The 24,950-nt window shown below is 68.8% G+C and carries 25 protein-coding genes; 15 read left to right on the forward strand and 10 right to left on the reverse strand.

What is annotated here, in order from left to right; translation table 11 throughout:
• Positions 1-135 precede the first annotated feature (135 nt).
• The 8 genes from LX88_RS09705 to LX88_RS09740 all read left to right on the forward strand — a co-directional run bounded on the left by LX88_RS09705 (position 136) and on the right by LX88_RS09740 (position 9,433).
• On the forward strand, positions 136-1,797 hold the full coding sequence (locus LX88_RS09705; RefSeq protein ID WP_258947392.1) for an ABC transporter family substrate-binding protein: 1,662 nt from the start codon (positions 136-138) through the stop codon (positions 1,795-1,797).
• Between the two features lie 301 nt (positions 1,798-2,098).
• A complete protein-coding gene (locus tag LX88_RS09710) occupies positions 2,099-3,880 on the forward strand; it encodes an ABC transporter family substrate-binding protein (RefSeq protein WP_258947393.1) in 1,782 nt (593 codons plus the stop codon).
• A gap of 93 nt (positions 3,881-3,973) precedes the next feature.
• Positions 3,974-4,972 carry an ABC transporter permease gene (locus LX88_RS09715; RefSeq protein ID WP_258947394.1) on the forward strand — a complete coding sequence of 333 codons (999 nt, stop codon included), beginning with the start codon at positions 3,974-3,976 and terminating at the stop codon, positions 4,970-4,972.
• On the forward strand, positions 4,965-5,897 hold the full coding sequence (locus tag LX88_RS09720; RefSeq protein ID WP_307789586.1) for an ABC transporter permease: 933 nt from the start codon (positions 4,965-4,967) through the stop codon (positions 5,895-5,897). Before LX88_RS09715 ends, LX88_RS09720 begins: the two co-directional genes overlap by 8 nt.
• The gene (locus tag LX88_RS09725) at positions 5,897-7,057 is read left to right on the forward strand and encodes an ABC transporter ATP-binding protein (RefSeq protein WP_258947395.1); all 1,161 of its coding nucleotides are present in this window, start codon (positions 5,897-5,899) and stop codon (positions 7,055-7,057) included. The genes LX88_RS09720 and LX88_RS09725 overlap by 1 nt, the downstream gene beginning before the upstream one ends.
• A complete protein-coding gene (locus tag LX88_RS09730) occupies positions 7,054-8,061 on the forward strand; it encodes an ABC transporter ATP-binding protein (RefSeq protein ID WP_258947396.1) in 1,008 nt (335 codons plus the stop codon). Before LX88_RS09725 ends, LX88_RS09730 begins: the two co-directional genes overlap by 4 nt.
• Positions 8,062-8,172: 111 nt before the next feature.
• Positions 8,173-9,009 carry an N-acetyl-1-D-myo-inositol-2-amino-2-deoxy-alpha-D-glucopyranoside deacetylase gene (mshB, locus tag LX88_RS09735; RefSeq protein ID WP_258947397.1) on the forward strand — a complete coding sequence of 279 codons (837 nt, stop codon included), beginning with the start codon at positions 8,173-8,175 and terminating at the stop codon, positions 9,007-9,009.
• The gene (locus tag LX88_RS09740) at positions 8,999-9,433 is read left to right on the forward strand and encodes a hypothetical protein (RefSeq protein ID WP_258947398.1); all 435 of its coding nucleotides are present in this window, start codon (positions 8,999-9,001) and stop codon (positions 9,431-9,433) included. The genes mshB and LX88_RS09740 overlap by 11 nt, the downstream gene beginning before the upstream one ends.
• Here the strand turns inward: LX88_RS09740 and LX88_RS09745 are convergent.
• Positions 9,409-10,131, reverse strand: coding sequence for a GNAT family N-acetyltransferase (locus LX88_RS09745; protein ID WP_258947399.1), 723 nt, complete (start codon positions 10,129-10,131; stop codon positions 9,409-9,411). The genes LX88_RS09740 and LX88_RS09745 overlap by 25 nt on opposite strands.
• Positions 10,132-10,283: 152 nt before the next feature.
• Here LX88_RS09745 and fdxA point away from each other — a divergent pair, with 152 nt between their 5' ends.
• Both fdxA and dapC read left to right on the forward strand, forming a co-directional pair.
• Positions 10,284-10,610: a ferredoxin gene (gene fdxA / locus LX88_RS09750; protein WP_030480843.1), complete on the forward strand. Its 327-nt coding sequence runs from the start codon at positions 10,284-10,286 to the stop codon at positions 10,608-10,610.
• 2 nt (positions 10,611-10,612) lie between these two features.
• On the forward strand, positions 10,613-11,704 hold the full coding sequence (dapC, locus tag LX88_RS09755; protein WP_258947659.1) for a succinyldiaminopimelate transaminase: 1,092 nt from the start codon (positions 10,613-10,615) through the stop codon (positions 11,702-11,704).
• A gap of 2 nt (positions 11,705-11,706) precedes the next feature.
• On the opposite strand, the gene LX88_RS09760 is transcribed toward dapC, so the two are convergent.
• From LX88_RS09760 to LX88_RS09770, 3 genes are all read right to left on the reverse strand, one after another.
• The gene (locus LX88_RS09760) at positions 11,707-12,612 is read right to left on the reverse strand and encodes a hypothetical protein (protein ID WP_090065641.1); all 906 of its coding nucleotides are present in this window, start codon (positions 12,610-12,612) and stop codon (positions 11,707-11,709) included.
• Between the two features lie 79 nt (positions 12,613-12,691).
• Entirely contained in the window at positions 12,692-13,648 is a 957-nt protein-coding gene (gene dapD / locus LX88_RS09765) for a 2,3,4,5-tetrahydropyridine-2,6-dicarboxylate N-succinyltransferase (RefSeq protein ID WP_258947400.1), read from the reverse strand.
• 24 nt (positions 13,649-13,672) lie between these two features.
• Entirely contained in the window at positions 13,673-14,086 is a 414-nt protein-coding gene (locus LX88_RS09770) for a hypothetical protein (RefSeq protein ID WP_258947401.1), read from the reverse strand.
• 60 nt (positions 14,087-14,146) lie between these two features.
• On the opposite strand from LX88_RS09770, the gene dapE reads away from it, so the two are divergent.
• The 3 genes from dapE (at position 14,147) to LX88_RS09785 (ending at position 16,636) form a co-directional block, all read left to right on the forward strand.
• Positions 14,147-15,214, forward strand: a complete 1,068-nt coding sequence (gene dapE, locus LX88_RS09775) for a succinyl-diaminopimelate desuccinylase (RefSeq protein ID WP_258947402.1) — start codon at positions 14,147-14,149, stop codon at positions 15,212-15,214.
• A gap of 17 nt (positions 15,215-15,231) precedes the next feature.
• Positions 15,232-16,014, forward strand: coding sequence for an LOG family protein (locus LX88_RS09780; RefSeq protein WP_090065644.1), 783 nt, complete (start codon positions 15,232-15,234; stop codon positions 16,012-16,014).
• An 88-nt stretch (positions 16,015-16,102) separates the two neighbouring features.
• Positions 16,103-16,636, forward strand: coding sequence for an LOG family protein (locus LX88_RS09785; RefSeq protein ID WP_191305496.1), 534 nt, complete (start codon positions 16,103-16,105; stop codon positions 16,634-16,636).
• Here LX88_RS09785 and LX88_RS09790 read toward each other — a convergent pair.
• Positions 16,607-17,659, reverse strand: coding sequence for a winged helix DNA-binding domain-containing protein (locus tag LX88_RS09790; RefSeq protein ID WP_258947403.1), 1,053 nt, complete (start codon positions 17,657-17,659; stop codon positions 16,607-16,609). The genes LX88_RS09785 and LX88_RS09790 overlap by 30 nt on opposite strands.
• Positions 17,660-17,669: 10 nt before the next feature.
• A complete protein-coding gene (locus LX88_RS09795) occupies positions 17,670-19,166 on the reverse strand; it encodes a CocE/NonD family hydrolase (RefSeq protein WP_258947404.1) in 1,497 nt (498 codons plus the stop codon).
• A gap of 117 nt (positions 19,167-19,283) precedes the next feature.
• On the opposite strand from LX88_RS09795, the gene LX88_RS09800 reads away from it, so the two are divergent.
• Both LX88_RS09800 and LX88_RS09805 read left to right on the forward strand, forming a co-directional pair.
• Positions 19,284-19,622, forward strand: a complete 339-nt coding sequence (locus tag LX88_RS09800; RefSeq protein WP_258947405.1) for a hypothetical protein — start codon at positions 19,284-19,286, stop codon at positions 19,620-19,622.
• A complete protein-coding gene (locus LX88_RS09805; protein ID WP_258947406.1) occupies positions 19,622-20,533 on the forward strand; it encodes a glucosyl-3-phosphoglycerate synthase in 912 nt (303 codons plus the stop codon). The genes LX88_RS09800 and LX88_RS09805 overlap by 1 nt, the downstream gene beginning before the upstream one ends.
• On the opposite strand, the gene LX88_RS43570 is transcribed toward LX88_RS09805, so the two are convergent.
• The 4 genes from LX88_RS43570 to LX88_RS09825 are packed head-to-tail and all read right to left on the reverse strand — an operon-like array spanning position 20,465 to position 24,889.
• Positions 20,465-21,766, reverse strand: a complete 1,302-nt coding sequence (locus tag LX88_RS43570; protein ID WP_308203428.1) for an amino acid ABC transporter ATP-binding/permease protein — start codon at positions 21,764-21,766, stop codon at positions 20,465-20,467. The genes LX88_RS09805 and LX88_RS43570 overlap by 69 nt on opposite strands.
• A complete protein-coding gene (locus tag LX88_RS09815) occupies positions 21,763-23,112 on the reverse strand; it encodes an ABC transporter ATP-binding protein/permease (protein ID WP_258947407.1) in 1,350 nt (449 codons plus the stop codon). The genes LX88_RS43570 and LX88_RS09815 overlap by 4 nt, the downstream gene beginning before the upstream one ends.
• The gene (locus tag LX88_RS09820) at positions 23,082-23,729 is read right to left on the reverse strand and encodes a cytochrome d ubiquinol oxidase subunit II (RefSeq protein WP_258947408.1); all 648 of its coding nucleotides are present in this window, start codon (positions 23,727-23,729) and stop codon (positions 23,082-23,084) included. The genes LX88_RS09815 and LX88_RS09820 overlap by 31 nt, the downstream gene beginning before the upstream one ends.
• Complete coding sequence (locus LX88_RS09825; RefSeq protein WP_258947409.1) at positions 23,729-24,889, reverse strand: cytochrome ubiquinol oxidase subunit I; 1,161 nt, start codon at positions 24,887-24,889, stop codon at positions 23,729-23,731. The genes LX88_RS09820 and LX88_RS09825 overlap by 1 nt, the downstream gene beginning before the upstream one ends.
• Between the last annotated feature and the right edge of the window lie 61 nt (positions 24,890-24,950).

Here is a 24,950-nt window from a genome sequence, read left to right on the forward strand (position 1 = left end):
CCGCACGACCAGGTGAGCCGTACTACTAACCGAACGAGCAACCCGTCCCGACCACCACACGTCCCTCAAGTGGCGCGGGTGACAAAACCTGGGTTGCCCGAACGCCACCACCAACCTTCTGGCAATGTGAGGACCATGAGGCGACTCGGGGGAGTGCTTGCTGCTGCCGTCCTGTGCGGCACAGCTGCGGCGTGCACCAACGCGCCGCCTCCGCCCCTGGTCCCGAAGTCCGAGGCGCCTGTCATCACCACCACGGGGCCCAAGGTCACGGAGGTCGTGGTGGGTGTGGACGACGTGGCCGGCGGTTACAACCCGCACGCCCTCGCCGCGCAGAGTCCGATCACGACGGCGTTGAGTTCGTTGTTGCTGCCCAGTCCGTTCAGGCCGGGCAACGACGGCGCTCCGCAGCTCGACCGGAACCTGATGGTGAGTGCCAAGGTCACCAAGGCCGAGCCGTTCACGGTCACCTACACGATTCGCAAGGACGCCAGCTGGTCGGACAGCGCTCCGATCGCCGCCGAGGACTTCTACTACCTGTGGCAGCGTATGCGCGCCGAACCCGGTGTTGTGGATCCGGCGGGTTACCGCCTTGTCAACAACGTCAGCTCCCGTGAGGGCGGCAAGGTCGTCGAGGTCGTCTTCGGCAAGCCGTTCCCGGGGTGGCGGAGCCTCTTCTCGAACCTGTTGCCCGCGCACCTGCTCAAGGACGCGCCCGGTACGTGGTCGAACGTGCTCGCCACCGGGTTTCCGGCCACGGCGGGGCCTTTCCAGGTGCGCAGCCTCGACGAGCCGCGTGGCGAGGTCGTGCTCGAACGCAGCGATCGGTACTGGGAGACGCCGACGACGCTCGACCGGGTCGTCATCCGCAGGGCCACGCACAGCGCGATGGCCGAGTCACTGTCCAAAGGCGACAACCAGGCCGCGCTCCTTCGTGCGGACGCCGCGGACGTGAACCTGCTCAAGGGGATCGAGAAGCTCACGACGAAGCCGGTGCCGCGCAACGAGGTCGTGCAGGTGCTGCTGCGGCCGGTGAATGAGCGGCTGGCGGACGTCAAGACGCGCAAGGCGGTCGTGGCCGCGCTCGACCGCGAGGCGCTCATCGCCTCCGGGACGCAGAGCGGGCCCAGTGCCTCGTTCCGGGCCGACTCGTACGTGGTGCCTCCCAGCCGTGCCGGGTACGTGAAGACGATCAACGGGAACACGCTCGACGCGGCGGCGAGCGAGCAGTTGCTGACCGAGGCCGGTTACTCGAAGGCCGGCGCCGAGTGGCAGAAGGAGGGCAAGGCGCTCAAGCTCCGCATCGCCGCGCCCGAGAAGTCCGAGCCGTACGTCTCCATCGCGAACCGGATCAAGGTCCAGCTGAAGGAACGCGGGATCGACTCCGAGGTCGTCACGCCGAGTGCCGAGGACCTCTTCAGCACGCAGCTCACCGAGAAGGACGTCGACATCGCTGTCGTGCCGCGGGTCGACGCGGGGGACACGGCGGCGGCGCTCGCGAGTGAGTTCGGGTGTGCCGGGAACGCTCCGGACGGGGCGACGCCCAGCCCGCAGAACGCCGCCGGCTTCTGCGACCCGGCGATCCAGGCGGACGTCGAGGCCGCCCTCAACGGCAAGGTCCTCGTGTCCGACGTGCTGGCGAGGGTCGAGCCGTTGATCGCCGCCCAGGCGGTCTCGGTGCCGTTGTTCCAGGTAGTCGACCTACTTGGTGTTCTTCCCACGGTTTCGGGCGTCGACGCCGGGGCACCCCTGGCGGGCGTGCTCAGCGGTGCACCCGAATGGCGGCGCCTCGACAAGTAGTCGAGGGGTCGAAATCGCGTTGCGCGCGCACTTTTCGCGTTGCTACGTTCGGCCGTTCTCGTTGACAGAATTCCGTGTGCCCGGTCAACGAACGCATTCGCCCGGTAATCGGGCCATTGCGGCCTGCTACAACCTGTTTCCATTGGGTCACGATCCCCCTCCCAGGTAGTGACCGCCGCCTCAACGGGTTCTTACCGTGCTGCCCACGATGTGCCGGTTCGGGGCGCGTATGGCACATCACGGTTATGGGCGTGCTGGCCGACCAGGCCACAGCCGCCCAGTGCTAGGAGGGCACGTGTCGATGAGGAGAACCAAAGCACTTCCGGCGATCGCGCTGGTCGCCAGCGCGTCTCTCGTGCTGGGTGCCTGCGGTGGTGGCGGTGGTGGGAGCACCGACGCGAACGGTGGCGACGCCACCGTGGCGGAGATGGCTGTCGCACGCGGCGAGTCCGCGGACGGCTACACCGCGCCGGAGACGAAGCAGAGCGACCAGATCGTGGTGTCGACGGACAAGGCGTTCACCGCGTACAACAACGCGACCGAGGACGCCAACCAGTCCTACAACACGTTCGCCCTGGTTCTCACGCAGCCGGGTGCGCACATCCTGAACGGCAACAACAAGTACAGCGTCAACAAGGACGTGATGGAGAGCGTCGAGGTCACCTCGAAGTCTCCGCAGGTCGTGACGTGGAAGCTGAAGAAGGGCGTCAGCTGGTCCGACGGCGAGGCCTGGGACTGCGACGACTTCTACATGGCGTGGTTCACCCAGAGCAACTCGTCCAAGAAGGCCGACGGCAGCAAGTACTTCAAGCCGGCCGGCAGCACCGGGTACGACCTGATGACCGGTGAGTGCAAGGACGACCAGACGTTCGTCGGCTCGTTCGCCGACCCGTACCCGGACTTCATCGGCCTGTTCAACAACGACGTTCTCCCCGCGCACATCCTGGAGAAGAACGCCGGCATCGCCGACATCACCAAGCTGAACAAGGACAGCGCGGCCGCTGACATCCAGAAGGCCGCCGACTTCTGGAACGAGAAGTGGAACGGCTTCACCGCGGCGCTCATGCCGGGTGCGGGCCCCTACGTCCTGTCGGCCTTCGAGCCGAACCAGTCGGTGACGCTGGAGCGCAACCCCAAGTGGGTCGGCAAGCCCGGTGGCCCGTCCAAGATCGTCCTCAAGGCGGTTTCGGACCCCGTCGCGCAGGCGCAGGCGCTGGAGAACGGCGAGGTCGCCGTCAACTCCATGGCCCAGCCGGACGCGAACGCGGCGACGAAGCTGAAGGGCCTCAGCGCCCAGGGCATCACGTTCGGCGCGGGCCCCGGCCTGTCGTTCGAGCACTTCGACATCCAGATGAAGAACCCGGTTCTCTCGAAGGAAGAGATCCGCAAGGCGTTCTTCATGTGCGTCAAGCGCCAGGACATCATCGACAAGCTGATCTCCGAGGTGCAGGCCGACGCGAAGCCGCTGGGCAGCCTGATCTTCTTCCCGAAGGACGAGGGCTACAAGGACCTCTACGCCGAGAAGGCCAAGGGCGACCCGGCCGCGGCGAAGAAGATCCTCAGTGACGCGGGCTGGACGCAGGGTGCGGACGGCGTGTTCGCGAAGGACGGCGTGCGTGCCTCCTTCCGGATCAGCCACACCGACATCCCGCGGCGCAAGCAGACCGTCGAGCTGGTCCAGGGCCAGTGCAAGGAAGCCGGTATCGAGATCAAGGACGACACCGACCCCAACTTCCTCGACGAGCGCGTGAGCCAGGGCGACTACGACGTCGCGCTGTTCGCGTGGTCCGGTGGCCCGGTCAAGAGCGACAAGAAGTCGATCTACGAGACGGGCGGTGGCCAGAACTGGCAGAACCTGACCGTCCCGGCCGCGGACGAGGCCCTCAAGTCGGCCGTGTCCCAGACGTCGATCGCGGACTCGCTCAAGTACTTCCAGAAGGCGGACGAGGAGATCTCGAACGCCTACGCTTCGCTCCCGCTCTTCCAGATGCCGAACATGTGGGCCTTCAAGGGGCTCGACCGCGTGTACTTCCAGAGCTACTACGGCGCGCTTTGGAACGCCAACGAGTGGCAGACCAAGTAAATCGTCTTAGCTGAAGTGCGCTACGCCTGACCGGGCGGGGCCGGACCACGAGTCCGGCCCCGCCCGAGCCGGGTTGCCCCCTAGGAGCTCGCCGTGATCCGCTACATCATCCGACGGCTGCTGATCTCCATACCCATCCTGCTGATCGGCAGCTTCGCCTGTTACGTCCTCGTCGCCACCGCCGGAAACCCCTTGGCGGAAATGCGATTCCGGCCCGGCGTCACCGAAGCCGACCTCAAAGCGGCCGAGGCGGCTCTCGGCTTGGACAAGCCGGTCTTCATCCGCTACTGGAACTGGCTCGCCGACTTCCTGTCCGGCGACTGGGGTCAGAGCATCGCCCTCGGTCAGGCCAAGACCGCTGTCTTCCCGGCCGTCACCGACGCGCTGTGGACCACCGGACGCCTCGTCATCGGCGCCGAGCTCCTCGCCCTCACACTGGGTGTCTCGGTCGGCGTGCTCGCCGCCGTGCGCCAGTACTCGATCTTCGACTACCTCGCCACCAGCACCGCGTTCCTCATGTTCTCGATGCCGATCTTCTGCGTCGCGGTCATCGTGAAGAACTACGGCATCCAGTTCAACAACGTCCTGGAGTCGATGGGGCTGGACCGCTGGCTCACCACCGCCGGCCCCCGGCCGGGTGGCTTCACGGGCAGCTTCGGTGAGGTGATCTTCAAGTACACCGGCACGTTCCTGCTGCCGACGGTCGCGCTGATGCTGATCAGCTTCGCCGCCTACAGCCGGTTCGAACGGGCCTCCATGCTGGAGATCCTGCACTCGGACTTCGTGCGCACCGCGCGGGCGAAGGGCATCTCGCAGAGCCGCGTGATCTTCAGGCACGCGTTCCGCAACGCGCTCATCCCGGTGTCCACGCTGTTCTCGCTGAACTTCGGTGCCGTGCTGTCCGGCGCGATCATCACCGAGACCGTGTTCGGCTGGGCCGGCATGGGCACGCTGCTGGTCAACTCCGTGCGGCAGTTCGACCCGCCGATGCTGATGGGCTGGCTCGCCGTCACGGCGACCCTGATCGTGCTGTTCAACCTGATCGCCGACGTCGTGTACGGCATCCTCGACCCTAGGATTCGCCTTGGCTAACATCAACTTGGCGTCCGAGGGCGGCGTGGTGAACAGCGCTCCCGAGTCCAGTTCCCACGAGTTCGACGCCACCAAGACCCGCACGCAGGGCCAGCTCGTGATGCGGCGCTTCCTGCGCCACCGGCTCGCGATGGTGAGCCTCGGCGTCTTCGCCTTCCTCGTGCTGTTCGCGTTCGTCGGTCCCTTCATCTGGACCTTCGACTACGAGGACGTGACCAGCAAGTCCTACCAGCCGATGAGCGGCACCCACCCGCTCGGCACCACCCAGGTCGGCAAGGACATGCTCGCGCTGCTCATGCGCGGCACGGCCTACTCGCTGCAGATCGCGTTGATCGTGGCCGCGCTGGCGACCGCGATCGGCGTGACCTTCGGTGCCCTGGCGGGATATCTGCGCGGCTTCATCGACACGGTGCTGATGCGCCTCGTCGACCTGCTGCTGATCATCCCGCAGATCGCGGTCGCCGCGATCGTCGTCAAGGGCTTCTCCGGCAGCTGGTACGTCGTCGCGCTGGTGCTGGCCGCGTTCGCGTGGATGTCGATCGCCCGCATCACCCGCGGTGAGACGCTTTCGCTGGCACAGCGGGAGTTCGTCGAGGCGGCACGGGCGTGCGGCGCCTCGACGCCACGCATCATCTTCAAGCACCTCGTGCCGAACATGATCGGCAGCATCACGGTGAACGCCACGCTGGCGATCGCCGCCGCGGTGCTGACCGAGGCCGCGCTGTCGTTCCTGGGCCTGGGCGTCCAGCCCCCGGACACCTCGCTCGGCGTCATCGTGCTCGAGAACTACGGGCAGTTCATGAACCGCCCGTGGCTGTTCTGGGGTCCGTTCATCGTGCTCGTGTCGCTCTCCCTGGCCGTCAACTTCATCGGTGACGGCCTGCGCGACGCGTTCGACCCGAGGCAGACGAAGGTGCGTGCCTGATGAGTGTTCCCGAACTGACGGAGGACTTCCTGCCCTCCGGCACCACCGCGCCGCTGCTCTCGGTCAAGGACCTGTCGGTCACCTTCCCGACCGACGACGGCGACGTCCGCGCCGTGCGCAACGTCTCGTTCGACCTCAACCCCGGCGACGTGCTGGGCATCGTCGGCGAGTCGGGCTCCGGCAAGTCCGTGTCCTCCATGGCGATCATGGGCCTGCTGCCCAAGAACGCGGTCATCGAAGGCTCGATCCGCTACCGCGGCGAGGAGCTGAACGGTCGCACCTACAAGCAGATGCAACCGTTCCGCAGCAAGCACATCTCGATGATCTTCCAGGACCCGATGACGTCGCTGAACCCCGTCTACACCGTCGGGTGGCAGCTCGCCGAGACCTACCGCGCGCACCACGACGTCTCCAAGAAGGCGGCGTGGGCCAAGGCGGTCGAGGCACTGGAACTGGTCGGCATCCCGCAGCCGGACAAACGCGCGGCGCAGTACCCGCACGAGTTCTCCGGCGGCATGCGGCAGCGCGTGGTCATCGCGATGGCGATCATCAACGACCCCAGCGTGATCATCGCCGACGAGCCGACCACCGCGCTCGACGTGACGGTGCAGGCGCAGATCCTCGACACCATGCTGCGCCTGCAGGCCGAGACCGACGCGGCGATCGTCATGATCACGCACGACCTCGGCGTGGTCGCGGGCATGGTCAACCGCGTGCAGGTGATGTACGGCGGCACCGTGGTCGAGTCCGGCCCGGTCGACGACGTCTTCGAACGCCCGCGGATGCCCTACACGGTGGGGCTTCTGGGGTCGGTCCCGAACCCGGCCACCCTGGGCAAGCGGCTCACCCCGATCAAGGGCGCGCCGCCCTCGCTGGTGAACCTGCCGACCGGCTGCTCGTTCTCGCCACGCTGCCCGCTCGTCACCGACGTGTGCCACGAGTGGGAACCGCTGCTGGAGGAGGCCGGCGCCGCGAACCACACGACGCGGTGCCACCGCTGGGAGCACCTGGCGACGATCGAGACGCCGCAGAAGCTGTTCCTGCACGACGAGATCGGCACGGTGGAGAACCCGGCCGCGTTCGCCGCGGCCAACCCCGACGAGTCGCTCGAAGTGACCGCCGTGCACGGGTCTTTGCTCACGGATGAGGAGGCGAAGTGACCGCGCCACTGCTGGAGGTCACCGACCTCGTCAAGGAGTTCCCCGTGCGGGGCAAGGGGATCATCCCGCGCAACACCGGCACGGTGCAGGCCGTGTCCGGGGTGTCGTTCGCGCTGCAGCCCGGTGAGACGCTCGGCCTCGTCGGCGAGTCCGGCTGCGGCAAGTCCACGACCGGCCGCGCGATCCTGCAGCTGCACAAGCCGACCTCGGGCTCGGTGAAGTTCGAGGGCCGCGAGCTGACGACCATGAGCAACAAGCAGTTGCGGCCGCTGCGCAAGGACATCCAGATCGTCTTCCAGGACCCGTACGCGTCGCTGAACCCCAAGTGGCAGGTCAACGACATCATCGCGGAACCCCTGGTGATCCACGGTGTCGAGGGCGCGAACAATCGGGGCGCTGCGCAGCGGCGGGTCAACGAGCTGATGGAGCTCGTGGGCCTGAACCCCGAGCACCGCAGCCGGTACGCGCACGAGTTCTCCGGCGGTCAGCGGCAGCGCATCGGCATCGCCCGCGCCCTGGCGCTGAACCCGAAGTTCCTGGTGCTGGACGAGCCGGTGTCCGCTTTGGACGTCTCCGTGCAGGCCGGTGTCGTGAACCTGCTGGAGGAACTGCAGGAACGGCTCGGGCTCGCGTACCTGTTCGTCGCGCACGACCTCTCGGTGGTGCGGCACATCTCGGACCGGGTCGCGGTCATGTACCTCGGCAAGATCATCGAGATGGGCGAGCGCGAGGCCATCTACGGCAAGCCGATGCACCCGTACACGCAGGCGTTGCTGTCCGCGGTGCCGATGCCGGACCCGAAGGCGGAGCGCAAGCGCCAGCGGATCGTGCTGACCGGTGACGTTCCCTCGCCGGTCAACCCGCCGTCCGGGTGCCGGTTCCGCACGCGGTGCTGGAAGGCCCAGGACATCTGCGCCACCGAGGAACCGAAGCTGGAAAGGCGCGGTGGGCCGGAAGGAACGCTGTCCGCGTGCCACTTCGCCGAAGAACGAGCGGTCGTTTAAAGGGCGTGGTCTCGTGAGATGAGGGGAGCTTTCATAAACCTCAGGTTTATGAAAGCTCCCCTCATCAACCTCCGGAGGAGGGGCGTCAGGCACAACCATTACTCTTTTCCAGTGACGCTGACTGCCCCACCACGGTTGCTCTTCGTGCACGCCCACCCGGACGACGAGAGTCTCTGGACCGGCGGCACCATCGCGCGCTACGCCTCGGCCGGCGCGCACGTCACCGTCGTCACCTGCACGCTGGGTGAAGAGGGCGAGATCATCCCGCCCGCGCTGGCGAACCTCGCCGCGGACGCCGCCGACCAGCTGGGTGGATACCGGGTGGGTGAGCTGAGATCGGCCTGCGCCGCACTCGGTGTGACGGACCACAGGTTCCTCGGCGGCATCGGCCGGTGGCGCGACTCCGGCATGGTCGACGTGCCGTCCAACGCCAAGCCGCGCGCGTTCGTCCAGGGATCGCTCGACGACCAGACCGCCCAGCTGGCCGAAATCCTGCGCGAGGTCAAGCCCCAGGTCGTCGTGAGCTACGACGCGTTCGGCGGTTACGGCCACCCGGACCACATCCGCGCGCACGAGATCACGGTCGCCGCGTGCGCCCAGGTCTCCGAGGTCGAGCGGGTCTTCTACGCCGTGACGTCCCGCGACGCCACGAACGCCGGTGTGGCCGCGCTGGAGAACGTCCCCGAGGCGTTCCGGCTGCCCGAGGCGGGCGAGCTCCCCGTGACGCCGGATGAAGAGATCACAACGGTTGTCGACGTGTCGGAGCACCTGACGGCCAAGCGCCGCGCTTTGCGTGCACACTCGACGCAGGTCAGTGTGTGGGAGGGCGGGTACGCGTTGTCGAACGACATCGCGCAGCCGCTGGTCGGTGCCGAGTACTACGTGCTCGCCAAGGGCTCGCCGGAGGGTGCGGCCGCGGATCTGTTCGGAGGACTGGGTGACAGGTAGCTGGCGAGTCGTCTTCCTGCTGCTCCTGTGCGTCGAGGCAGCGGTGCTCGCCGTGCTCGAAACGATGTTCCTGCCCCTGCGCTTCGACGGCACGCTGCTGCCGGACCTGGGTGCCTGGCCGTTCCCGATCATGATCATCGTCGCCGGTGTCACGACGCCCCTGCTGGTGTCGTGGGCGGCCGGGCTGTCCCAGCGGGTCCTGACCGCCGCGCTGCCGCTGCTGGTCTGGTTCTTCACGCTGATGGTGTTCGGCTACCTGGAGCCCGGCTCCAACGCCGGCACGCCCGTCCTGCTGCTGCAGGACTGGCGCGGGCTGCTGATGCTCGCGGCCGGCGCGTTCCCCGGCGCGGTGGCCGTGGGTGCCGTGATGGCGCGCAACGCGGCGAACCGGCCGGGCCTCTACGAGCCCGCCGGGATCCAGTAGCGGTAGCGGTGGTGCTCGGTGCAGCCGAGTTCCTCGTACAGCCTGATCGCCGGTTCGTTGTGCTCGGCCACCTGCAGCGCGCACGTCGTGGCGCCCTGTTCCAGGCCCCAGCCCGCGACCTCGCCCATGAGCCGCCTCGCGAGGCCCTGACGGCGGTGTGACGGCCGCACGGCGAGCCGGGCGACGTGCAGCACGTCCTCGACCACGGCGCCGCGCACAGCCGCGATCACGGTGTCCCCGTCGGTGATGCTCGCGAAGCAGACGCCGCTCCCGCTGCCCAGCACGTGCCGTTGCGCGGGCGAGACCTCGGATCCGGCCGTGAGTTCCCACCATCCGGGAAGATCACGACTCTCGGCCACGCCGTCCGCGAACTTCTCCAGCGGTCCGGTCATCACGAGTGACTCGGCACCGCCCGGATGATCCAGATCGACCCGCCAGCCGGCGGCCTCGATCGCGGGTTCCGGAGGTGAGCCGTTGACCACATGTGCGGTGGGTTTGATCCCGTGCCCGCTGGCGAACCCTTGTACGGCCCTCAACGCGTCCGGAATCGGCATTCCGGGGTCACCGCAGGTCAGCGTGCTGTTGGCGCGGCCGGTGAAGCCCGCGGCGGCACGCATCAACCAGTCTCCAAGCGGAACTTCTGCCAGGGCGGGCCATGCTCGCGCGCAGAGTGATTCCAGGTGATCCACGGTGTGCACGCGTCCATCCTGGCTAGGTTGGGAAGAGATTCTTCAAGCAGGGGTTGTGACGTGGCACACCGTGCAGCTAAGGCAAGCCTGACCGGGTGATACTCGTACGTGCCGCGTACTCTCCGGCTTGCGCGGTGTGACCGATGAAGTTGGAGAGCGCAGTGACTTATGTGATCGCCCAGCCGTGCGTGGATCTGCTCGACAAGGCGTGCATCGAAGAGTGCCCCGTCGACTGCATCTACGAAGGCGACCGGATGCTCTACATCCACCCCGACGAGTGTGTGGACTGTGGCGCGTGCGAACCCGTGTGCCCGGTGGAAGCCATCTACTACGAGGACGACGTCCCCGACGAGTGGAAGGACTACACCAAGGCGAACGTCGACTTCTTCAACGAACTCGGCTCGCCCGGTGGCGCGTCGAAGGTCGGCAAGGTCAGCGCCGACCCGGAGTTCGTGAAGGTGCTCGCACCGCAGGCTGAGGGGCATTGATCATTTCACGCAGGGGCCCGGCGCTGCCGGACTTCCCGTGGGACCAGCTGGCCGGCCATGCCGCCAAGGCGCGCAAGCACCCCGGCGGCGTGGTCGACCTGTCGGTCGGCACGCCTGTCGACCCGGTTCCCGCGGTGATCCAGTCCGCGCTGTCGTCGGTCTCCGACGTTCCCGGCTACCCGACCACCCACGGCACTCCTGAGCTGCGCGCGGCCTTCGTCGCCGCGGTGGAGCGCCGGTACGGGGTCGTCGGCGTCCAGGAGGCGGCGGTGCTGCCCACGATCGGCTCCAAGGAGCTCGTGGCGTGGCTGCCCACCCTGCTCGGCGTCGGGCCGGGTGACGTCGTGGCCGTGCCCGCCGTCGCGTACCCCACCTACGAGGTGGGCGCGCTGCTGGCGGGAGCCGAGGTCGTCCGCCTGGCCGACGGGGAGCTGCCGCCCGCCGGCACGAAGCTGGTGTGGCTCAACTCGCCGTCGAACCCGACGGGACGCGTGCTGTCGGCCGGGCAGCTGCGGGACGCGGTCGCCGCCGCCCGCGCGGTCGGTGCCGTCGTGGCGTCCGACGAGTGCTACCTGGCGCTGCCGTGGGACTCCTCACCGGTGTCGGTGCTGCATCCGTCCGTTGTGGACTCGTTCGACGGGGTGCTCGCCGTGCACTCGCTGTCGAAGTCGTCGTCGCTCGCGGGCTACCGGGCCGGGTTCGTCACCGGCGACCCGGAACTGGTCGCGGGCCTGCTGGAACTGCGCAAGCACGCCGGCATGATCGTGCCGCGGCCGGTGCAGGAGGCCATGCGCGCCGCCCTGGAGGACGACGCGCACGTGGCCGAGCAGCGGTCCCGCTACCTGGCCCGGCGTGAGGTCCTGAAGCCCGCGCTGGAGGCGGCCGGGTTCACCGTGTCGCACTCGGAGGCAGGGCTCTACCTGTGGTCGACCCGCGGTGAGGACGCCTGGGAGACGATCTCGTGGCTGGCCGACCGCGGCATCCTCGCGGCTCCGGGCACGTTCTACGGACCGGCGGGCGCGAAGCACGTACGGGTCGCGCTCACGGCCACCGACGAACGGATCGGCGCGGCGGCCGAGCGCCTCGGCGGCTGACCTCAGGGCTTGAGAGCCGACCAGACCCTGCGGGTGAACTGGTTCGGTGGCACGGCATCCGTCGTGAGCCGCACGGACGTGCTGATCTCCTCGCCGCTCAGGCCGAGGCCGAGCACGAGGTGCCAGTGCAGGTCCCACAGGTCGGCGAACGAGTCCAGTTCCACGTCGGCGTCCGCGCTGACGTGCAGCACGGCCGGTTCCGCGACGCGCACGACGCGTTCGACCGCCCGCACGTCCCGCGTGTTGGTGCGGAAGCTGAACGCCAGGTCGACCGTCTCGCTGTCGAGCCCGTACGTCGCGTACGAGTGGCATCTGTGGTGCGGCAACGACAACGGCTGGTTCGTCTCCAGGTAGAGGTCGCCCTCGAACCGCAGCGTCGGCGAGTGCTGGCTCAACGTCGCACGGGCGCTGACGAACTCCCAGCCGGGCATGTCCAGCTTGGGCACCAGCAGTTCCAGCACCTCGCTGCGGCGGGCGGACCGGGTGCGTTCACCGGAGCGCCACGGGATTTCCCTGCTGTACGGCTCTTTCTTCGTGACGAACACATACGGCGCGTTGTCGGTCTGCAGGCTCAGGACGACGACGGTGCGGCCACGCGCCCAGTCGAACGCGACGGTGGTCAGACCCGGTGCCACGCCGTCGAAGTGGCTCTCGACGCGAGGCCACCAGCTCGAGAGCTCCTCGGCCAGCGCGCCTTTGACGTACCGGCCCTTCTCGTCGACGCCGACGATCCACATGGCCTCCGACCCGCGCGCGGCGTTGCACAGCGCGGCGATCTGCCGGGCGGCCTTGCCGTGGTCGATCGGCCACTGGGTCTTGAACTCCACGAAGGAGTCCTCGGACTGCGCTCCCTCCAGGGCACGTTCGATCGCGGCGCGAGCGTTCAACTCCAGTCGCTGTTTCAGCACGTGCACCTCCTAGAGCCGGCCCTGCGGGTGGCGAGGGCCCAGCCTGCCCGCGCAGACCGGGCCCCCGGCACCGAGTTGCTCAGTCGTTCGCGTGCAACGCGGCGTTCAGTTCGACGCCGGTGCCCTTCCGGGGCTTGACCTTCACCGTGCCGGTCACCGAGTCCCGGATGAACAACAGGTTCGATTGTCCGCTCAAAGTGACCGCCTTGACGACCTCGCCGTCCGGCAGCGTCACCTTCGTGCCGGCGGTGATGTAGAGACCCGCCTCGACCACGCAGTCGTCGCCGAGCGAGATGCCCAGGCCGGCGTTCGCGCCGAGCAGGCAGCGCTCGCCGATGCTGATGACCTGCTTGCCGCCACCGGACAGGGTGCCCATGATCGACGCGCCGCCGCCGACGTCCGAGCCGTCGCCGACCACGACGCCGCCGGAGATGCGGCCCTCGACCATCGAACTGCCCAGCGTGCCGGCGTTGAAGTTCACGAAGCCCTCGTGCATGACCGTGGTGCCGGACGCCAGGTGGGCGCCGAGGCGGACCCGGTCCGCGTCGCCGATGCGGACACCGGACGGGACGACGTAGTCGACCATGCGCGGGAACTTGTCGATGCTGATCACCGTGACCGGGCCGCGCACGCGCAGGCGGGTGCGGGTCTGCTCGAAGCCGTCGACCGCGCACGGGCCGTGGTTCGTCCACACGACGTTCGTCAGCAGGCCGAACATGCCGTCGAGGTTCGCGCCGTGCGGCTTGACCAGGCGGTGGCTGAGCAGGTGCAGGCGGAGCCAGATGTCGTAGGTGTTCTCCGGTGCCGCGTCCAGGTCGACGCCGACCTTGACGCCGACGACCTCGACGCCGCGCTCCAGGTCCTCGCCGAGCAGCTTCGCGGCGGCCTCACCCAGGGCCCCCGCGATCTCGGCGGAGGACACGCGGACGGTCCCCAGCTCTGCCTCCCCGCCGAGCGCGGGGGACGGGTACCAGGTGTCGAGGACGGTGCCGTCCGGGGTCACAGTGGCCAAGCCGATGCCGTATGCGGTGCTCACGGCCACCAAGCCTAGTCCTAAGGGTCAGTCGGGCACTTCGGCCGAGAAGTACAGCGAGCCCAGGTCGCCCCTGGTCGCGATGAGGGCCTCGTTGCACTTGGACTGACGCGCGTCGGTGCTGGACACGTTGTCGACGCGCACCTCGGCGCACCGGTGCGCCTCGAAGTCGCCCACGGCGGTCATCAGGCGGGGCAGGACCTCGCTGACGTCCTCCTGGACCTGCTTGCCCTGCAGGGACCTGTCGAGCCGCCGGGTCATGGTGCTGACGTCACCGACCCACGCGGCGCAGTCGGCCGGGGTGAAGCTGTGCTGCGAGCCGCACGGCGCGGTGAACAACGTCCGGATCTCGCCGCACTGCCGGTCGCACGCGGCGGGAGCCTCGCCGCAGCCGGTGGCCGTGAGCAGCAGGGAGATGACCAGGAGTGTGCGCTTGATCACGCAGAGCACGGTATCGGCTGAACGGCCCAGCGCCCAAGCCGCGTGGGTAGGGTGAGCCGCGTGTCCGACACCCTTGATCTGTTCGCCGACCCGATCGACCTGACGGCCTCGCTGGTGGATGTGCGCAGCGTGTCCGGGGAGGAGGCGGAGATCGCGGACCTCGTGCAGAGGTCGCTGGAGCTCCACGCGCCCCACCTGGAGATCACCCGGTCGGGGAACGCCGTGCTGGCCAGGACGAACCTCGGCCGCGAGCGCCGGGTGGTGCTCGCCGGGCACCTGGACACCGTGCCGATCAACCGGAACTTCCCGAGCCGCCGCGAGGGCGACGTCCTGCACGGGTGCGGCACCGTCGACATGAAGGGCGGCGACGCGGTCATGCTCGCGATCGCGGCCCTGAGCCGGGACGCGCGCCACGACCTCACGTTCGTCTTCTACGACTGCGAGGAGATCGAGGCCGAGCGCAACGGGCTCACCAGGATCCAGCGCGAACAGCAGGACTGGCTGACGGGCGACCTCGCGATCGTCTGCGAGCCGTCCAACGGCACGGTCGAGGCCGGCTGCCAGGGCACGATGCGCATCGAGATCACCACGTCCGGCAAGCGCGCGCACACCGCCAGGGCGTGGATGGGGAGCAACGCGATCCACGGCCTGGGCGAGGCGCTGCGCAGGCTGGAGGCCTACGTGCCGCGCCAGCCCGAGATCGACGGCTGCCACTACCACGAGGGCCTGCAGGCCGTGAGGATCAGCGGCGGCGTCGCGGGCAACGTCGTGCCGGACGAGGCCGTGCTCACGGTCAACCACCGGTTCGCACCGGACCGCACGGTGGAGCAGGCCGAACAGCACCTGCGCGAGGTCTTCGAGGGCTTCGACGTCACCGTCACGGACCGTGCCGCGGGTGCGTTGCCGGGCCTGGGCGCCCCCGCCGCACAGGAGCTCGTGGAAGCCGCCGGCGGCACCCCGGTGGCCAAGCTGGGATGGACGGACGTGGCGCGGTTCGCGGCGCTGGGCATGCCCGCGGTGAACTTCGGGCCGGGCGATCCGACGCTGGCGCACACCCAGGAGGAGAACGTGCCGGTCCGGCAGATCACCGAGTGTTTCGCCGTGCTTAAGCGATTTCTGTTGAACTGATCACTAGAATCTCAGTGATGACGGAAGAGAAGAAGAACGGCGCCGTCGATGAGCGCCCATCGGAGAAGCGTCGCGGCCCGGTCGTGGAGCGGCGTGACCGCAAGGACGACCGCACCACCACCACGGACCAGCGGTTGCTCGATTCCCGCGGCCCTTCGGACTGGGTGCACACCGACCCGTGGCGGGTGCTGCGGATCCAGGCCGAGTTCGTCGAGGGCTTCGGCGCGCTGGCCGAGGTGCCGAGCGCGGTGACGGTCTTCGGATCGGCGCGCACCGGCCGTGACCACCCGGAGTACCAGACCGGGCGCGACCTGGGCGCGGCGCTGGCCGAGGCCGGGTTCGCGGCGATCACCGGCGGTGGCCCCGGCGCGATGGAGGCGGTCAACCGCGGTTGTTCGGAGGCCGGCGGCTTCTCGATCGGCCTCGGCATCGAGCTGCCGTTCGAGCAGGGCCTGAACCCGTGGGTCGACCTCGGCGTGAACTTCCGCTACTTCTTCGTGCGCAAGACCATGTTCATCAAGTACTCGCAGGCGTTCATCTGCCTGCCAGGTGGATTCGGCACGCTCGACGAGCTGTTCGAGGCGCTGACCCTGGTGCAGACGAAGAAGGTCACGAAGTTCCCGGTCGTGCTGTTCGGAACCGAGTACTGGCAGGGTCTCTACGACTGGATCCAGAGCTCGGTGCTCGCGGGCGGCAAGGTCGGCGAGAAGGACCTCGCGCTGCTGCACCTCACCGACGACATCGACGACGCGGTGCGCGTGGTCAAGGACGCGCACAAGGCGTGGGCGGACGCGCACTAAAGCCGTGTTCAGGGGCCACGGGCGACTTCTCGGACGTCGTCACGGGCCCCTTGGTCCCTCGAACGAGAAAAGTGGAAACCCCAGACCGATGTACGTAGCTGTTTACTGCGGAAGCCTCGCCACCGTCCCCCAGAGTTATGTCGACCTCGCGGCGGAGGTCGGGCGCCAGATCGCGGCACGCGGCTGGCACCTCGTCTGGGGCGGCGGGCAGACGTCGATGATGGGCGCGGTGGCGCGGGAGGCCAGGGCGGGCGGCGCGCACACCTACGGCGTCATCCCGAAGGGCCTGGCCACCAGGGAGATCGCCGACCGCGACTCGACCGAGCTGCACGTCGTCGACACCATGCGCGAGCGCAAGAAGATGATGGACGACAAGGCGGACGCGTTCCTGACGCTGCCGGGCGGCATCGGCACCGCCGAGGAGTTCTTCGAGGTGTGGACGGCCGGTGTGCTCGGCATGCACGGCAAGCCCGTGGTGCTGCTGGACGTCGACAACCACTACAAGGGACTCGTCGAGTGGCTGACGGAGTTGCGGGACAAGGGTTTCGTCTCGCACGCCGCGCTGAAGTCGCTGATCGTCACGGACGACGTGTCAGTCGCCCTTGACGCTTGCGTCGTCTAGCCCCTTCGCCCGCGCCAGGACCTGGACCTCCGGCAGGAGGTCCGGCAGCGGGCGGTACGGCGTCGCCGTCACCTCGAACCGCTTGCCGGACACCACCCTGCCCTGCCAGGAGCCCGCGATCTCGCCGTCCACCAGGACCGCCCCGCGCCGGCCGAGGATGCGGAAGATGTCCTTCTGCGCGGCCTTGTCCGGCAGCAGCAGGTCGCGGTCGCGTGCCTGCAGGTACGGGTCGGTCGGCGGCAGGAGCCTGATCTCCGGCGGTTCGGCTTCGGCGATCTCCACGTCCTCCGGCAGCCACGCCTTCTCGCCCTCGACGGTGACCTCGACCAGGCCCTCCTTCGGCCACCGCTTCTTGACCTCGCGGGTGCTGGTGCCGAAGTAACCGGCCACTTCGGACGGTCCGGCGGGGCCGTGCAATGTCAGGTACCGGTGCACCAGCTCGTCGAAGCCCGCCGTCTTGCGCGGCACGCCCGGCCAGCCGTGGATGCGTTCGAACGTCACGGTCTTCTCCTCCGGGATGATCCGGAGACCCGCCGGCAGCGCGCCGAGGCGGAAGATCGGGTCGCTCACGTGCTCGGTCTGGCAGCCCCGGCACGGTTCGATCGTCTGCTGGGGCGCCAACGGGGTCAGGGCCTTGCTCACCTCGCCCTTGGCCATCGGCTTCGTGACGATCGACCTCATGGCGGTGGCTATGTGCCGCAGGGACGCCAGCACGTCGTCCACCTTCGGACGTGCGGCGCGGGCACGGGCGTCGGCGTCGCTCCACGGCCACAGCGCGCGGGCGAACGCCTTCAGCTCGCCGGCCCGGTGCAGGTGAGGAGCGCCCCGCACGGACCAGGTCACGGTGAAGTCTTCGGTCGACGGTGCGTCCAGCCGGGCGGCGAGACTCAGCAGGGCCGAGCCGGAGGTGTTGTCCTGGACGCCCAGGGAGAACACCGCCAGCTCGGTCGCGTCGCTGATCCGCCGGTCCAGTTCGTGCTGATGGATCCGGTGGAGGAGCACCTGTTCCCGGGTGAGGTCCACCCGGACATTCTTACGCCTTCGGAACCGTGAGGCTCGACGGTCCGAAGGTGACGGTTGAGCCACGCGTCGATTCCGTCAGGTAACGCGGGTCCACCGTGTCGATCACCAGTGCGAGCCGGTTGCCCCAGCCGACGTCCCACACCGTCGGCTCCAGCTCCACGTCGAGCGTCTGCGTGCGGCCCGCACCCGTCACCTTGACGGGCTTGTGCGTGATCAACGCACCGAGGCCCAGCGGTCCCACCTCGTACAGGTACGCGAACAACGTCGTCGTCTCCGCACTCGGTGTCACCTGGAGCTTGAGCTTCGGCGTGCCGGCGAGCGTCGCACCCGTCGGGTACTGCGGCCCGCTCCACACGCCCGCGACGTTGCGGTCGACGAACGGCAGCGACACCCCGGTCGGGATGTTCAGGAACCCTTGCAGCGCACCGGAGAGCAGGATCGTGCCGCTGTCGGCGACGGTGCCCCAGCCGGCGTGGATCCTCCTGCCGTCGAGCTGCACGGTGTCCGCGTTGCCGTCCGGCCAGGCCCCGAACTTCTTCCACGTGCCACCGTTGTTGGGCTTGAGCTGCACCGGCTGTTCGGCGTCGATGCCGTTGGCCGTGCCCTTGACGTGGCGGTCGAACCAGCGGCCGACCGACTCCCAGATCTCGTTGGGCAGCCCCGCCGCGCCGAACAGTTCGGCGGTGGCGTGGTCACCCGGCGAGAGCATCAGCCGCTTCGGGCCGGTCAGCCTGCCGTAGAAGTCCGCGATCTGGCCCGGCGCGAACATGCCGTCGTTCCAGGCGTTGCCGAGCATGACCGCGGTGCCGTTGGCGTTGATCTGGGCGATCTTGGACGCCGCCGAGCGTTCGGCGGAGATCGGCACGACCTCCCAGAACCTGCCGTCGCGGTAGGCGTCCTCGGCTTCGACGAGGACGGGACCGGGACGCCCGGTGACCTTGCCCGCCGCGAGCAGGACCTCGACGGCCTGCTTGTTGACCGTGCTGTTCGGGTAGAGCGAGCGGGCCAGGTCGGTCCACGTGCTCAGCGCCGCCGCGGCCTTGATGCGCTTGTCGTTCGCCGCGGCCAGCAGCGACTGCCCGGCACCGTAGGAGATCCCGGCCGCACCGACCTTGGTGCCGTCGGCGCGCGCGTTGGCGATGGCCCAGTCGATGACCTTGCTGACGTCACCGACGGTCTCAGGCCCGGCGACGTCGATCGTGCCGCCCGAGTCCCAGAAGCCGCGGCTGGTGTAGCTCACCACGACGTACCCGGACTGCTTGGCGAGCTTGGCCGCCGCGCCGACGTACTCGATGTTGGGAACCGCCCAGCTGGACGGCATGACGAGCAACGGGAAAGGGCCGTTGCCCAGTCCGGTCGGCTCGACGACGAGGGCCTGCAGAGCGGTGCCACCGACGCCGGGGATCGACCGGTACGAGATCTGGTGCCCAGGGACCACCGCGAGGGCGGCCGGAGCACCGAGCAGGGTGGAGAGGAGTACCAGGACTAGAACAAGTGACCGTCGCACTCTGGTCCTCCTTGACCATGACGTAGATCACACAGGGTTGTTACTGGGGAGTAAAGCAGTTGGCTACTCATGAGTAGCAAGCGGCTGTGAGCCAGCTCACTGTCTACGCTGGGTGGTGTGAACCGATTCCGCGTCACTGAGCTGCCGAAAGACCGCGTGCTGGTCGTTGCGCATCTGACCAGCGCGGACGCCCTCGCCGGGGCGGTCGAGGCCGGCGCCGACGTGGTCGAGTTCGACGGCGAGCTGGAACTGCCGCCGCTGTCCGGGGCGTTGGACGTCGTGACGATCCCGGCAGGGGACGAGGACTTCACGCTCGCGGCTGCCACAGTGGCCGCGATGTCCGGAGCACGTGCCGTTCGTGCGTCCGACGTGCGGCAGGCGAGGAAGGTCGTGGAGATGGTCGCGAGCGTGACGGGCACCCGGCCGCCTGCCAGGGCACTGAGGGCGCTCGCCTGATGCTGCCCTCCGTCGAAGCCTGGTTCGCCTCGCACACCTGGCAGCAGCCGTCGTGGACCCCCGCCGAACTGGTGGCGCTGAAACGCGGCCGGACCGTGTCCGTCGTGCTGCCCGCGCTGAACGAGGAGGAGACCGTCGGGGAGGTCGTCTCCGTGGTCCGGCCGTTGCTCGGGACGCTGGTGGACGAGCTGGTGGTGATGGACTCCGGCTCGACCGACCGGACGGTGGAGGCCGCCTCCGCCGCCGGGGCGCGCGTCGTGCTGCGCGAGGACGTCGTGCCGTGGCTGGAACCGTTGCCGGGCAAGGGCGAGGTGCTGTGGCGCTCGCTCGCCGCGACGTCCGGGGACCTGGTCGTGTTCCTGGACTCCGACCTGGTCGACCCGGAGACCGCGTTCGTCACGGCGTTGCTGGGGCCGTTGCTGCTGGACGGCGGCGTGCACCTGGTGAAGGGGTTCTACCGGCGGCCGTTGCGGCTGGAGAGCTCCGGTGGCGGCCGGGTGACCGAGCTGGTCGCGCGGCCGTTGCTGAACACGTTGCGACCGGAGCTCTCCGGTGTGGTGCAGCCACTCGGCGGCGAGTACGCGGCCACCCGGTCCTTTCTGGAGTCCGTGCCGTTCGCGGCCGGGTACGGCGTGGAGATCGGGCTGCTGCTGGACGTGCACCGGGTGCACGGGCTTTCCGCGCTGGCGCAGGTGAACCTGGGCGTGCGCAAGCACCGGAACCGGTCTCTGCTGCAGCTCGGCGCGATGTCGTCGCAGATCATAGGGACGGCGCTGGCGCGCTGCGGGGTCGAGGCGCAATCCGGTCCGCTGACGCAGTTCGTGCAGGTCGGCGGCGAGTGGCTACCCGACTCGACCGACGTGCTCGTGGCCGATCGGCCCCCGATGACGCACGTGATCGAAAAGGGCTAGCTGCTCCTCCCGGTGGGTGACGACCAGCGCGGCGCCCTGGCAGTTGTCCAGGACCTTGCCGAGCACGCGGTCGGCCTGTTCCGGGTCGAGGCCCTCGGTGGGCTCGTCCAGGAGCAGGACCTCCGGGTCCGCCAGCACCGACCTGGCGAGGACCAGGCGTTGTCGCTGGCCTCCCGAGATCTCCTCGCCGCGTTCGCCGACGACCCGGTCCCAGTCGAGGTCCAGCTCGGCGATCCCGGCTGCCCTGTCGAGTTCTTCCTGGGTGGCGCCGGGTTTGGCCAGCAGGACGTTCGTGCGGACCGTGGTGTGGAAGACGTGGGCGTCGGCCAGCGCGCCCCTGCTCGGTTCGAGTTTCCGCGCGAGGGCGTTGAGAAGCGTCGTCTTGCCCGAACCGCTCGGGCCGACGATCGCCGTTCTGCCGGTCAGTTCCAGGGTTTCCGGCTCGTGGGCCGGTTCGGGCTCGTCGGTGGGTTCCGGGACGGGCCTGCTCAGGGCCGCGAGCGGGACGGTGATCTCGAACGTGGCGACGGCGGCCATGACCAGCCAGGCCGGTTCGTGCTGCGCGAGCATCAGCAGTGCCGCGCCGAACTGGACGGCGATCGCCAGCGGTGTCAGATCTCGCGTGCGTTCGCTGCGGGACAGCTCTTTCGCGGTTTCGGTGGCGGTGCGGAGTTTGTCGTCGAACAGGCCGTAGGCGATGAGTTCTTCTTTGCTGTGGAGGAGTTCGGTGGTTTGTTCGGTCAGCCTGGCGCGCAACGGGGTGAGGTCCCGCGGCCTGCGGACGGCGAGCCAGGGCAGCAGGGCGAGGTTGACCAGCAGACCGGCGAGCAGCGGCAGCGAGAAGCCCGAGGCGGCCGTGACGACGGCGCCGACCAGCGCGGCGGTGATCCACGGGAGGGTGGCGCGGAGCCTGGTGTCGAGGTGCTGGTCGACGTTCGTGACGATGCGGGTCAGCGCCGTGCCGGACGGGACGTGCCTGCGGTGCGCGAGGTCGTCGTAGACCCGGCCCCGTAGTTCGACGGCCTCGCTGAGCACGGCCTTGTGGCTGGACAGGCGTTCCAGGTAGCGCAGGGCGCCCTTGGCGAGCGCGAGCGTGCGGACCGCGACGATCGCCACGGTCAGCGCCTGCATCGGCGGGTGCTCGGCGGCGCGCATGATCAGCCAGGTCGCGGTCGCGGTGAGACCGACGCCGGCGAGTTCGGCGAGCGTGCCGATGAAGATCGCGAGCTTCACACCTCCACCACCCTGTCGACCTCGCCGAGCAGTGCGGGCCGGTGCGCGACGATCACCGCGGTCCGGCCTCGGGTGAACTCACGGGTTGCCTCCAGCACTAGGGACTCCGTTTCCGCGTCGAGGTGTGCGGTCGGTTCGTCGAGCAGGAACAGCCCTGCCTGACGCCGGTCCAGGGCGTTGGCCAGCGCGACCCGCTGCTGCTCGCCGGACGAGAGGTTCGCCGGGACGAGCGTGGGGCGTTGCGGCACCCACGACAGCGCTGCCAGCCACTGCCCGTGGTCGATCTCCCGCAGGTCGACGCCACCGACGAGCACGCGGCCGTGGTCGGGCCGCACGAAACCCAGCAGCAGCCCGAGGATCGTGCTCTTGCCCGCGCCGCTCGGGCCGACCAGCGCGATCCGGTCACCGGGCCGGATGCGCAGCGAGAAGTTCTTCAGGCTGCGGACGCTCACGCCGTCGAGCACGATCTCGGCCTGGGCGAGGTCCGGCGGCGCCTGACCCGTGGTTTCTTGATGTGCAGGCACTTTGGCGAGCACCTCCCGGCCCTGAGCGCTCGCGTGGTACTGCGCCCCTGCGGCCCGGAGCGGCAAGAATGCCTCCGGGGCAAGGAAAAGCACGAGGAGTGCGGTCTGCAGCGGCACTCCGCCGTCGAGCAGCCTGAGTCCGATCGGCACGGCGACCACCGCCACCGACATCGTGGCGACCAGTTCCAGCACGAACGCCGACAGGAACGCGACCCGAAGCGCCGACATCGTCTCGGTCAGGTGCCGCGCGGCCAGCGTGCGGACGGTCGTGGACTGCGCCTCGGCCCGCCCGAACGCCCGCAGCGTGCCGATTCCCTTGACCACGTCGAGGAAGTGCCCGCCGAGCGTGGCCAGCGCGTCCCACTGGCGGGCCGTCCGTGCGCGGGTGTGCGCGCCGACCAGCACACCGAAGATGGGGATCAACGGCAGCGTCACGAGGATCGTCAGGGCCGCGGTGAGGTCCGCGAACGCCAGCCTGATCACCACCGCGAGCGGCACAGCCACCGCCAGGACCTGTTGCGGCAGATACCCGATGACGTACGGCGTCACGTCGTGCACGCCCCGAGTGATCAGCGTGGCGACCTCACCGGCCTTGGTGCCGGGCGAGCGCAGGAACGCTTCCCGCAGCCGTGCCCGCGTCCGTTCGGCGGCCCGGTGCGCCCACTCGCGGTGCACCCACCAGACCAGCACTCGTGCGCCGATGACCAGGCACAGCAGGAGAATCCCCGTTCCGCCGCTCAGCACCGACGCCAGGAGCTCGGCCTGGGCGAGCACCAGGAACGGGACCGGGATCAGCGCGAGGAGATGGCGACGATCGACCATTGCGCCAGCACCACCAGCGGGATGATCGGGACCGCGACCCACGCGAGCAGGCCGAGGGTGTCGTCGTGCGCCATGAGACCGGTGACGTCGATCGAGCTGAACGCCAGCGGGATCGGCAGCGCGCAGAGCAGCGCGGTGACGGGGAACAGCTTCCAGCGCCGGGTCTGGAACACCCAGCCGTGCACCGCGAACAGCACCGGCATGACGAGCGCCACCGGCCAGGGCGCGTGCAGCAGGTGCGCCAGGAACAGCCCCCAGCCCACCGACACCATCAGCGCGCCCGTGAACACCAGCCACCACCAGAGCCGCAGTTGCACGGCCGCCATGAACAGCACCAGCCCGGCCAGGAGCAGCGTGAACGTGCTGTGTGCGCCGGAGAGCAGCTCGCCTTCGAGGCGTGGGAACGCCGCGAACAGGACTCCGATCGCGGCGACCAGCCACACCTCGTTGCCCAGGAAGAACGGTGTGACGAGACGATACGTCTCGTCTCGTTTGCGATGAGACGAGACGTATCGTCTCGGCAGGGCCAGCAGCAGGCCGGAGCCGTAGTCGAAGCCGGCCAGAGCGAAGTACCCGACGGTGAGAACACCGAGCACGGTCAGCCAGAGAGTTTCCATTAGAGCGTCACCACCATCGGCGAGACAGGAGCGGGCGCCACGTCCGGACCGCGACGGACCGCACGCGCGATCAACGCCCAGTCGACGCAGGCCAGCGCCAGGAACAGGAATGTGAACACGACGAGCGACAACAGGATCTGCGAAGCGTCCACATGCGACACCGCGTCCTCGGTGCGCAGCAGGCCGTAGATCAGCCACGGCTGCCGCCCGATCTCCCGGAACATCCACCCGAAGATGGCCGCGACGAAGGGGAACGGGATGCCGATCACCATGAGGTACAACGGAAAGCGCATCCGGATCACGGCGTCCTTCACGAGCAGCGGCAGCGTGAGCCAGCTGATCATCGTCAGGCCCATCCCGATGAGGATCATGAACCCGAGCGGTGCGCCGATCCACGGCGCCGCCTCGGTCTTGTCCGGCTGGTACCGGGCGATCACGGGGAACTGGGCGAACCCGGCGCCGATCAACGCCGGGGTGGCCAGCGCCGTGGTGACCACGCCCATCCGCAGTGAGCGGCGGAAGAAGTCGACCTCGGGCGTCCGCTTGATGAAGTGGTACGCCGAGATCCCGGTCATGAACACGCCGCCGGCCGTGATCGCCGCGAAGACCACGTGCGTCAGCGCCGAGGTGAAGGCCGGGTTGGTCAGCAGCGCGCCGAAGTCGTCCAGCCGCAGCACGTTCCCGTCGACCCGGTAGCCGACGGGATTCTGCAGGAACCCGTTCGCCGCCATGATCCAGAACGCCGACGCGAACGCGGTCAGCGCCGTCAGGTACAGCAACGCGAGGTGCAGCCAGCGGTTGAGCCGGCCCCAGCCGAAGATCCACAGCCCGAGGAACGTCGACTCCAGGAAGAACGCGACCAGCGTCTCCATCGCGAGCGGCGCGCCGAACACGTCACCGGCGTAGGTCGCGAGGCCCGACCAGTTCAGCCCGAACTGGAACTCCATCACGATGCCGGTGACGATCCCGAGCGCGTAGTTGATCACGTAGATCCGGCCCCAGAACCGCGTCATCCGCTCGTGCACGGCCGCGCCGGTGATCGTGAACCTCGTCTGCATGACCACCAGCAGGGTCACCAGACCCAGCGTGAGCAGCACGAACAGGAAGTGGAACGACGTGGTCGACGCGAACTGGAGGCGGGCGAGGTCTACTGCGCTCATGAGTAGGGACGGTATGTGTAGCGGGCCTACTTATTAAGGCTGGAAAGCGCATCTCAGGGGG

The organism is Lentzea californiensis (assembly GCF_024648825.1).
Lineage (GTDB): Bacteria > Actinomycetota > Actinomycetes > Mycobacteriales > Pseudonocardiaceae > Lentzea > Lentzea californiensis.